Here is a 10,556-nt window from a genome sequence, read left to right on the forward strand (position 1 = left end):
GACTCTCTGTTACACAGGGTATATGGCTGTGCTTCGTAAAGGTCAGGTGCGGAACCTGGCGCTGGCCACGGCGGCCTTCGCCGTGACGTTCTGGGCCTGGAACCTCATCGGTCCCCTGTCCGGCAGTTACAGCAGGCAACTGCACCTTTCCCCGACACAGACCTCGCTGCTGGTCGCGATCCCGGTGCTGGTCGGCTCGCTCGGCCGCATCCCCGTGGGCGTGCTGGCCGACCGGCTCGGCGGGCGGCGGATGTTCGCGATCATCTGCTTCGTGTCGATCGTGCCCGTCCTTCTCGTGGGCCTGTCCAGTTCGTACGGGTGGCTGCTGTTCTGGGGGTTCCTCCTGGGCATCCCCGGCACGTCGTTCGCCATCGGCATCCCGTTCGTCAACGCCTGGTACGAGCCCGCGCGCAGAGGCTTCGCCACCGGCGTGTTCGGCGCCGGCATGGGCGGGACCGCGCTGTCGTCGTTCTTCACCCCTCGCCTGGTCGAGGACTTCGGCCGGTTCCCGACGCACCTGCTCATGGCCGCGGTGCTCGCCCTGATGGGCGTGATCATGATCGGCGGCAGCCGCGACTCCCCCGCCTGGTCGCCCGCCACCGCCCCGGCCCTGCCCCGGATGCGCGAGGCCACGAAGATCAGGGCCACCTGGCAGTGCGCCTTCCTGTACGCCGTCACCTTCGGCGGCTTCGTGGCGTTCTCGACCTACCTGCCCACCCTGCTCCAGAACGTCTACCACTTCGCCCAGACCGGCGCCGGGCTGCGCGCGGCCGGGTTCTCGATCGCCGCCGTCGCCGCCCGGCCCGCCGGCGGCACCCTGTCCGACCGGATCGGGCCGGTCAAGGTGCTGCTCATCTCGCTGGCCGGGACCGTCGTGATGGCGGTCGCGCTGTCGTTCCGGCCGCCCGCCGAGGTGCCCGCCGGGGTGTGCTTCGTGCTCATCGCCGGCTTCCTCGGCCTCGGCACGGGCGGCGTCTTCGCCCTCGTGGCCAAGCTGGTCGAGGCGTCGAAGGTGGGGACGGTGACCGGCCTGGTGGGCGCGGCCGGCGGGCTCGGCGGCTACTTCCCGCCGCTGGTGATGGGGGCCGTCTACGGCGCATCCGGGTCGTACACGGTCGGCTACCTGCTGCTCGCGCTGACCGCCCTGGTCGCGCTGCTCTACACCGTGCGCGCCTTCAGGCACGTGCCCGAGCGTTAGCCTGGCGAAAAACCGTTTGCCGGGCCGGGCAATGGCTTGTCAACCTTGTCAGGCTATGCGCTCCCTTCCTGAGGCCGATCCCGGCGTGCCCGACATCCGCAGCCCACTCCGCTACCTGTGGTGGAACGCGCGGCGCCAGGCGCGTGCCCTGCTGACGGGCATCGGCTTCGCCACCCTGTGGTGGCTGGTGCAGGCGCTCGTGCCCGCGGTGCTCGGCAAGGGCATCGACGCGGTCACGGCCAAGGACACGAGGGCGCTGCTGACCTGGGCGTCGATCCTGCTCGGGCTCGGCCTGCTCCAGGCGTTCACCGGGATCATGCGGCACCGGATGGCGGTGTTCAACTGGTTGTCGGCGGCCTACCGCACCGTCCAGGTGACCGCGCGGCAGGCCGCCAGGCTCGGGGCGACGCTGCCCAAGAAGGTCTCGACCGGCGAGGTCGTCAGCGTCGGCAACTCCGACATCGCCCACATCGGCAGCTCCATGGACATCCTGCTGCGCGGCACCGGCTCGGTCGTGGCCATCGTCGCGGTCACCGTGATCCTGCTCACGACCTCCGTGCCGCTCGGGCTGCTCGTGCTGTTCGGCGTGCCGCTCATGGCGGTCGCCGTCTCGCCGCTGCTCAAGCTGCTGCACCGGCGGCAGAAGCGGCAGCGCGAGCTGACCGGCGACCTGTCCACCAGGGCCGCCGACATCGTCGCCGGCCTGCGGGTGCTCCGCGGCATCGGCGGCGAGCAGGTGTTCGCCGGCCGCTACGGCGAGGAGTCCCAGCGCGTGCGCCACGCCGGGGTCGGCGTGGCCCGGGTCGAGTCGCTGCTCGAAGGCGCCCAGATCCTGCTGCCCGGCCTGCTCGTCGCGGTCGTCACCGGCATCGGCGCCACGTTCGCGGTCGGCGGCGAGATCAGCACCGGCGATCTCGTCGCGCTCTACGGCTACGCCGCCTTCCTGATCGGCCCGCTGCGCACCTTGACCGAGGCCGCTGACAAGCTCACCAAGGGCCACGTCGCGGCCCGCCGCGTCATCCGCATCCTGTCGATCGAGCCCGAGGTCGCCGGCGGCACCGAGACCAGCGCCGGCGGCGTCCTGCGCGACTCCTACAGCGGCGTCACCCTCCAGCCCGGCATGCTCACCGCCGTCGCGGCCGACGCCCCCGAGGAGGCCGCCGCCATCGCCGACCGGCTCGGCCGGTACGCGCCCGGCGACGTCACCTTCGGCGCCGTCGAGCTGGCCACGCTGCCCATGGCCGAGATCCGCTCGCGCATCCTGGTCGCCGGCAACGACGCCCGCCTGTTCACCGGCAGGCTCAGGGCCGAGCTCGACGTCCGCGACGCCGCCTCCGACGACGACGTGCGCCAGGCCCTGTACGCCGCCTGCGCCGAGGACATCGTCGAGGCGCTGCCCGACGGCCTCGACGCCCTGGTGTCCGAGGCCGGCCGCGAGTTCTCCGGCGGCCAGCAGCAGCGGCTGCGCCTGGCGCGGGCCCTGGTCGCCGACCCCGAGGTGCTCATCCTGGTCGAGCCCACCAGCGCCGTCGACGCCCACAGCGAGGCCCGCATCGCCGAGCGGCTGGCCAAGGCGCGCGCGGGCCGCACCACCATGATCTGCACGACCAGCCCGCTGGTGCTCGACCGGGCCGACCACGTGATCTACGTGGCCGACGGCCGGGTGCTGGCCGAGGGCACACACCGGCACCTGCTGGACGCCTCACCCGAATACGCCGCGACCGTGACCCGAGGGGAGGGCTGACCATGGCCCGCGAGATCCTGCCGGTCGCCGACCGGAAACAGGTACGCGCCTACGCGCGCAGGCTGACGCTGAAGTACCCGCGCCAGCTCACCGTCGCGCTGGCCCTGCACGGCCTGGCCGCCGTCGCCGGGCTCGTCGTGCCGTGGCAGCTCGGCAGCCTGGTCCAGACCGTCCAGGACGGCGGCGAGGTCAACGGGCTGCTCGTGGCCGCCGTCATCGGCGCGTTCCTCTTCCTCCAGGGCCTGCTGATCCGCTTCGCCGTGCTGGCCTCGGCCAGGCTGGGCGAGAAGGTGCTGGCCGAGCTGCGCGAGGAGTTCGTCGACCGGGTGCTCGGCCTGCCGCTGTCCACGGTCGAGCGGGCCGGCGCGGGCGACCTGATCACCCGCACGTCCCGCGACGTCGACTCCCTGTCCAGGACCGTCCGGCACGCCGTGCCCGAGACGCTCATCGCGCTGGTCACCTTCGTGATCACCGTGGGCGCGCTGGTGCTGGTCAGCCCGCTGCTCATGCTGCCGATGCTCGTCGCCGGCCCGCTGATCTGGTTCGCGACCCGCTGGTACCTGAAGCGGGCGCGCGACGGCTACCTGCGCGAGAACGCCGCGTACGCCGACATGACCGAAGGGCTGGCCGAGACCGTCGAGGGCGCCAGGGCCGTGGAGGCGCTGGGCCTGCAGGAACGCCGTCGCCGGCGCACCGACGGCGACATCGGCCGCTCCTACGCCGCCGAGCGGTACACCCTCGGCCTGCGGACGATCTGGTTCCCCGCCGTCGAGCTGGGCTACGTGATCCCGGTGGTCTCGACGCTGCTGGTCGGCGGCCTGTTCTACACCAACGGCTGGGTGACGCTCCAGCAGGTCACCGCCGCCGTCGTCTACGCCCAGCAGCTCATCGACCCGCTCGACCGGTTCCTCATGTGGATCGACGAGCTCCAGGTGGGCGGCGCGGCCATGGCCCGGCTGCTCGGCGTGGCCAACGTGCCCGACGACCGCGAGCCCTCCGCCGCCCGCCCGGCCGGCGAGCTGCTGAAGGCCGACGACGTCCGGTACGCCTACCGCGAGGGCCGCGACGTGCTGCACGGCGTGTCGCTGACCGTCGAGCAGGGCGAGCGGCTGGCCATGGTCGGCCCGTCCGGGGCGGGCAAGTCCACCCTCGGACGGCTGCTGGCCGGCATCCACGGGCCGCGTACCGGCGAGGTCAGCGTGGGCGGCGTGCCGCTGGTCGACCTGCCGCTCGACGACCTGCGCGGGCACGTCGCGCTGGTCACCCAGGAGCACCACGTCTTCAAGGGCACCGTCCGCGACAACCTGCTGATCGCCCGCCCCGACGCGGACGACGCGGCGGTGCGCGCGGCGCTGGCCGCGGTCGACGCGCTCGCCTGGGTGGACGGCCTGCCCGAAGGGCTGGGGACCGAGGTCGGGTCCGGCGGCACGGCCGTGCCGCCCGCCCAGGCCCAGCAGCTCGCCCTGGCGCGGCTGGTCCTCGCCGACCCGCACACGCTGGTGCTCGACGAGGCCACCTCGCTGATCGACCCGCGGGCCGCGCGGAACCTGGAACGCTCGCTGGCGGCCGTCCTGGAGGGCCGTACGGTGATCGCCATCGCCCACCGGCTGTACACCGCGCACGACGCCGACCGGGTGGCCGTCGTGGAGGACGGCCGGATCATCGAGCTGGGCCCGCACGACGAGCTGGTAGCCGAGGGCGGCTCGTACGCGGCCCTGTGGGCGAGCTGGCACGGCACCCCCGCCGCCCCTCAGGCGACGCCCGGGGGGTTGCGGTGATCGTCCGGCGCTGTCAGCATCGTCGGAGTGAGCACCTGGCAGCGCGCCTGGGAAGGCGTGCTCGGACTCCTCGCCGTCCTGGGCCTGGCGCTGGTCCTGATCACCACGCGCAGTGAGCTCGTCCTCGACGTCCTCGCCCAGACCGGGCAGCTCGGACTGATCGTCATGGGGTTCGGCCTGTCGCTGCGCACCGGCACGCCCAACCTCGCCGTGGGCGCGGTCGCCGCCGCGAGCGGCGCCTTCGTGGCGTCCACGGCGACCGCCGGGGTGCCGCTGCCGCTGGCGATGCTGCTCGCGCTCGTGCTCGCCGGGCTCGCGGGGGTCGCCATGAGCGTGTTCACGATGGTGTTGTCCGCCCCGGCCTGGGCCGTCACGCTCGGGGCCGCCGTCGTGTGCGAGGCCCTGGTCGTCGCGCTGCTCGGCGGCGGGACGATCCCCCTGGAGACCGCCGCGCTCTATCCCGGCCCGCTCGGGTTCGCCGTGTTCGCGGTCGTCTCGATCGCCGGCGGCCTGCTGTGGACCCGGCAGGAGGTGCGCAAGGACCTGGGCGCCGGCTGGCCCGGCGCGGTGCTCGGGCTCGCCGGGTCGAGCATGCTCGCCGCCGCGGGCGGCATCGCGCTGCTGCTGCGCCTCGGCGCGGCGACCCCCGGCAGCCAGGGGCTCTACAGCACCGTGTTCGCGCTCGCCGCCGTCCTCCTCGGAGGCACCAGCCCGTACGGCGAGCGCGCCGGCGTCGCGGGCACCGTGCTCGGCGTGCTGATCCTGGCCGTCGCGCAGGGCCTGCTCGCCTACCTCGGCGCCCCTGTGTGGGTGTTCATGCTGGTCATGGGGATGGTCGTGCTGATCGGCCTGGGGGCGTCGAGGCTGCTCGACGCCCTCCGGGCCGCCTAGCCCAGCGCCTTCTTCAGGAAGTCGACCTGGAGCAGGAGCAGGTTCTCGGCGACGACCTCCTGGGGCGTCATGTGCGTCACGCCCGAGAGCGGCAGCACGCTGTGCTGGCGACCGGCCGCGAGCAGGGCCGAGGACAGGCGCAGCGTGTGGGCGGCCACCACGTTGTCGTCGGCCAGGCCGTGGACCAGCAGCAGCGGGCGTTCGAGCTTGGGCGCGTCGGCGAACAGCGAGGAGTTGTCGTAGACCTCGGGCTGCTCGTCGGGGTGGCCCAGGTAGCGCTCGGTGTAGCAGGTGTCGTAGAGCCGCCAGTCGGTCACCGGCGCGCCGGCCACCGCCGCGTGGAACACGTCGGGACGCCGCAGCACGGCGAGCGCGGCCAGGAAGCCGCCGAACGACCAGCCGCGGATGGCCACCCTCGACAGGTCGAGGTCGTCGGGGTACTGCTCGGCCACGCCCTGCAGGGCGTCGATCTGGTCCTCAAGGGCCGGGGTCGCCAGGTCGCCCAGCACCGCCCGCTCGAACGCGGGACCGCGGCCCGGCGTGCCGCGCCCGTCGGCCACGATCACGGCGAAGCCCTGCTCGGCGAACCACTGGCTCTCCAGGAACGCGCCGCGCCGGTTGAGCACCCGCTGGGCGTGCGGGCCGCCGTAGGGGTCCATCAGGACCGGCAGCCTGCCCGAGCCCTGCTCGTACCAGGACGGCAGCACCACGGCCGTGGCCAGCTCCCGGCGGCCCGAACGCCCCAGCGACACCCGCAGGTCGAGCCCGGGACGCTCGGCGTACGACGGGATCGGGACCGCCATGCCGTCGCGCCGCACCACCGTGGTCGAGACGCCCTCGGCGTCGAGGCTCTGCTCCGACAGCACGCCGACGCCGCCGGACATCCGCCCCGAGAACACCCCGGAACGGGTCGAGACCGGCAGCAGCGAGTGACCGTCCCAGGTCCACAGATGGACGTCGGTCGGGTCGCCGCCGCTCGCGCTGAACAGCACGCTGTCGTGGTCGACGTCGAGCACCGAGCGCACCTGGAGAGTGGGCGGCGTGACCGCGCGGTCGCCGACGAACAGCCGGTGCCCGCCCTCGGACGTGGCCACCCAGACCAGCGAGCCGTCGTCGAGGTGGGCGGGCACGCCGGTCACGATGTCGACCCAGGCCGGGTCGGTGTCCTCGCGGACCGGCGTGGACCGGCCGGTCGCCGGGTCGACGGAGAACAGCCGCAACGTCTTCTGGTCGCGCGTCATCGTCACGATCGACAGCGCGTGGTCGTCCCAGGCGGCCGTCGTCAGGTACTCCTCCTCGTACGGCACCGCCACCCGCGACCCGTCGAGCCCGAGCACGAACAGCTCGGTGCGGGCGTTGGGCGTGCCCGCCGCCGGGTAGCGCTGGGCGACGGCCGGACGTGAGGGGTTGGCCGGGTCGGCGATGTACCAGGTGTCGACCGGCTCCTCGTCGGCCCGCTCGACCAGCAGCGCGTCGCCCGACGGGGACCACCAGTAGCCGCGCATCCGGTCCATCTCCTCGGCGGCGATGAACTCGGCCAGGCCGTAGGTGACGGTCGGCGACTCCGGCGTGGCGAGCACCTGGCCGCGCCCCGAGGCGAGGTCCTGGACGTACAGCGCGCCGCCGGTGACGTAGGCGACCTGCCGCCCGTCGGGGGACAGCCGGGGGTCGACGACCGCGCCCGGCGTCTCCAGCCTGCGGGTCTCGCCGCTCGCCAGCTCGACGACGTAGAGCCCGCCGGACAGGGCGAAGGCCGCCCTGGTCAGCGCCGCGTCGGGGCCGTAGGCCACCACGCCGCCCGCGGCCTCACGGCTGCGCTCGCGCCGCGCGCGCTCCTCCGGCGGCAGGTCCTCGTCGTCGGCGTGGAGGGTACGGGGGTCGACCACCAGGCGTTCGACGTGGGTTTCGGTGTCGAGCTCCCACAGGCAGGTGACCGGGTCGGTGCCGGATTTCGTGCGCAGGAAGACCACTCGTCCGCCGTCGGGCGAGATCGTGAACCCCCTGGGCACTCCCAGGGTGAACCGGCGGGTCCTTGCCGACAGTCGCGGGAAGCTCTCACTCATGGGCTCAATCCTGCCAGTATCCAGCCATTGTTACGCTCATGACTATGACTGATCGACGCCTGCTGCTCGTGCACGCCCATCCGGATGACGAGTCGATCGGCACCGGCGCGACCATGGCCAAATACGTCGCGGAAGGCGCCCACGTCACGCTGGTGACCTGCACGCTCGGAGAGGAGGGCGAGGTCATTCCCGCCGACCTCGCCCACCTGGCGGCCGACCGCGACGACCTGCTCGGGCCGTACCGGATCGGCGAGCTGGCGGCCGCCTGCCAGGCGCTCGGCGTCGAGGACCATCGCTTCCTCGGCACGCCGGGCCGCTGGCGCGACTCCGGCATGATGGGCGTCGCCTCCAACGACCGGCCGAACGCCTTCTGGCAGGCCGACCTCGACGACGCGGCCGGCGAGCTGGTCAAGGTCATCCGCGAGGTGCGCCCGCAGGTGCTGGTGACGTACGACGCCAACGGCTTCTACGGCCATCCCGACCACATCCAGGCCCACCGGGTGGCCCGCCGCGCCTTCGAGCTGGCCGCCAAGCCCGACTACGTCCCGGGTGGCCGTCCGGCCCCGCGCCAGGACGAGCCGTGGCAGATCGCGAAGTTCTACCACACGGCCGTGCCCAGGTCCGTCATGCGGCGCACGGCCGAGGCGATGCGCGACTCGGGCAACGGCTTCCTCGTCGAGGACGTCGACGACGTGCCCTTCGGCAGCCCCGACGAGGACATCACCACCGAGATCGACGCCCGCCCCTGGGTCGGCAACAAGCGGGAGGCCATGCGCGCCCACGCCACCCAGATCACCGTGGACGGCCCGTGGTACGCCCTGTCCAACAACATCGGGCAGGAGGTGCTCGGCGTGGAGCACTTCGTCCTGGCCATCGGCGTGCCCGGTCGGCCGGTGCCAGGACCGCCCGTCGACGCCGGGGGGCTCGGCGAGCCGCACAACCGCGAGAACGATCTCTTCGCGGGCATCCACTAACCTCGTTGCCCATGGAGCATCGCAGCCAGACGGAGTCGGCGCTGGGCGGGGCGGCGTACGGCATGCTGTTCGTGCTGGGTGTCGTGCTCGGGGTCGTGGGCGGGTTCACGCACGCCCAGGACCAGCACGGCGCCGTGCCGTGGGCGGCGATCGGGTGGGTGCTGGCGCTGTTCCTGATCCCGCTGGGGGCGGGCAGGCTCATGCGGACGAAGCTGGCGGCGTTCGCGACCGGGCTCGGCTGGCTGCTGGTCACGATGCCGTTCACGCTCCAGCTCAGCGCCGGGGATCTGGTGATCTCCCAGGGGGCTGCGGGGTATGTCTACCTGTATGGCGGATTGCTGGCTCTCGTGGTGGCGTTCATGTTCACGCCCTCATCGGGTGGGGGATCGTGGTTGTTGCGGGGATACCCACCTCCAAAGAATCCGACGTAGAGGCATAAAGTAACGTCGTGCATTCCATAGAGCGGCATGTGGACCCGGGAAACTACCGTAAGGTCGTCGGCCGCTTCGCCACGGGAGTCGCGATCGTCACGACCCGGCTCGACGGCGTGGACCACGCGATGACCGTCAACTCCTTCACGTCGGTGTCCCTCGACCCCCTGCTCGTGCTGTTCTGCGCCGAGAAGGTGGCCCGTTTCCACGACGCGGTGATCGAGGCCGGGGTGTGGGGGGTGTCGGTGCTGCACGCCTCCATGGAAGACGTCTCCCGCTTCTTCGCCCATCGCGGCCGTCCGCTGAACGGGCAACTGTCCCGGTGGGAGCACCATCGCGGGGACTCGGGGGTGGCCCTGTTCACGGGCGCCCTGGCCACGGTGGAGGTCGCCACGACGGCGGTGTACGACGGCGGGGACCACTCGATCGTGCTCGGCCGGGTGACGGCCCTCGGCACCCCGGCGGACGGGCCTCCGCTGCTGTACCACGACGGCCGCTACAAGAACCTCTGACCCCACGGCCCCGCCTGACCCCACGGCCCCGCCTGCCCTGCCTGACCCCATGGCCCCCGCCTGACCCCACGGCCCCGCCTGCCCTGCCTGACCCCGTGGCCTCCGCCTGACCCCACGGCCCCGCGTGATCCCGCGGCGCCTGATCCCACGGGCGGCGGCGCGCGTGGTGCGGAGGCCGCGCGTGGTGCGGAGGCCCGTGCCGGGCAAGGGCGGGTCGCTTCGGTCAGGGGCGGGGCGTCGCGGTCAACGCGTCTGTCCCGTCAAGGGTGGGTGTGCTCGTCGAGGGCGGCGGACAGGAGGGCCCGCGCCGACCGGCGCATGGTGTCGGCCGCCTGCCGGTGGGTGAGCCCGGCGATGTCGGTGAGCCAGACCAGCGACTCGATGCCGGTGGCCGAGCGGATCGCCACGGCCAGGCGGTGGACGTCCAGGCCGGGGTGGGTGTCGCGGAGCGGGGCCAGGGCGTCCTCGATCCAGCCGATGGCGCGGCCGCCGCGCAGGTGCGGCTGGGCGGCACCGGGTTGCAGGGACAGCCGCAGCGAGGTGCGCAACTGCGGTTCCCAGTCGAGGGTGAGCTGCGTGAAGGCGGCCATCACCAGGTCCAGCCGGGCCACGGGGTCGGGCAGCAGGTCGAGCTGGCCCTGGAGGCGGGGCAGGCCCGGTGGCTCGGCGCCCAGGAGCACGCCGGGCGGAACATCGGCGACACCGAGACCCACGCGATCTTCGTCGAGCTCAAGGAAGGGGCGGGCGACGTCCCCGCAGGAGCGCCGCTCGGCCCTGATCTGTGAGACACACCCCGCCAAGGCGGGCCGCCCCAGGGAGCCGTCACCGTCCGCCACTGTCGTCGGCCCGGACGTCACCGTATCCGCACCGGCCCGGACGTCACCGTATCCGCACCGGCCCGGACGTCACCGTATCCGCACCGGCCCGGACGTCACCGTATCCGCACCGGCCCGGACGCCACCGTA

9 protein-coding genes are annotated in these 10,556 nt (G+C 73.1%); 7 read left to right on the plus strand and 2 right to left on the minus strand.

What is annotated here, in order from left to right:
• The first annotated feature begins 22 nt into the window (after window positions 1-22).
• From AB0J97_RS39165 to AB0J97_RS39180, 4 genes are read left to right on the plus strand one after another with little or no spacing between them, the layout of a single operon-like run.
• Window positions 23-1,198, plus strand: a complete 1,176-nt coding sequence (locus AB0J97_RS39165; protein WP_364098661.1) for an MFS transporter — start codon at window positions 23-25, stop codon at window positions 1,196-1,198.
• A 55-nt stretch (window positions 1,199-1,253) separates the two neighbouring features.
• Window positions 1,254-2,942, plus strand: a complete 1,689-nt coding sequence (locus tag AB0J97_RS39170) for an ABC transporter ATP-binding protein (protein WP_364098664.1) — start codon at window positions 1,254-1,256, stop codon at window positions 2,940-2,942.
• Window positions 2,943-2,944: 2 nt separating this feature from the next.
• Window positions 2,945-4,720, plus strand: a complete 1,776-nt coding sequence (locus AB0J97_RS39175) for an ABC transporter ATP-binding protein (protein ID WP_364098667.1) — start codon at window positions 2,945-2,947, stop codon at window positions 4,718-4,720.
• Window positions 4,721-4,747: 27 nt separating this feature from the next.
• A complete protein-coding gene (locus AB0J97_RS39180; RefSeq protein ID WP_364098670.1) occupies window positions 4,748-5,611 on the plus strand; it encodes a hypothetical protein in 864 nt (287 codons plus the stop codon).
• Here AB0J97_RS39180 and AB0J97_RS39185 read toward each other — a convergent pair.
• A complete protein-coding gene (locus AB0J97_RS39185; RefSeq protein ID WP_364098673.1) occupies window positions 5,608-7,674 on the minus strand; it encodes a DPP IV N-terminal domain-containing protein in 2,067 nt (688 codons plus the stop codon). The two genes, AB0J97_RS39180 and AB0J97_RS39185, sit on opposite strands and share 4 nt — an antisense overlap.
• 44 nt (window positions 7,675-7,718) lie before the next feature.
• On the opposite strand from AB0J97_RS39185, the gene mshB reads away from it, so the two are divergent.
• The 3 genes from mshB to AB0J97_RS39200 are packed head-to-tail and all read left to right on the plus strand — an operon-like array spanning window position 7,719 to window position 9,591.
• Window positions 7,719-8,648, plus strand: coding sequence for an N-acetyl-1-D-myo-inositol-2-amino-2-deoxy-alpha-D-glucopyranoside deacetylase (gene mshB / locus AB0J97_RS39190; protein ID WP_357704217.1), 930 nt, complete (start codon window positions 7,719-7,721; stop codon window positions 8,646-8,648).
• A gap of 11 nt (window positions 8,649-8,659) precedes the next feature.
• Window positions 8,660-9,079: a DUF6113 family protein gene (locus tag AB0J97_RS39195; RefSeq protein WP_364098676.1), complete on the plus strand. Its 420-nt coding sequence runs from the start codon at window positions 8,660-8,662 to the stop codon at window positions 9,077-9,079.
• Window positions 9,080-9,096: 17 nt separating this feature from the next.
• Window positions 9,097-9,591, plus strand: a complete 495-nt coding sequence (locus tag AB0J97_RS39200) for a flavin reductase family protein (RefSeq protein WP_357704221.1) — start codon at window positions 9,097-9,099, stop codon at window positions 9,589-9,591.
• Window positions 9,592-9,851: 260 nt separating this feature from the next.
• Here AB0J97_RS39200 and AB0J97_RS39205 read toward each other — a convergent pair whose 3' ends face one another.
• A complete protein-coding gene (locus AB0J97_RS39205) occupies window positions 9,852-10,304 on the minus strand; it encodes a hypothetical protein (protein ID WP_364098679.1) in 453 nt (150 codons plus the stop codon).
• Between the last annotated feature and the right edge of the window lie 252 nt (window positions 10,305-10,556).

Source organism: Nonomuraea sp. NPDC049607 (assembly GCF_040675375.1).
Taxonomy (GTDB): domain Bacteria; phylum Actinomycetota; class Actinomycetes; order Streptosporangiales; family Streptosporangiaceae; genus Nonomuraea.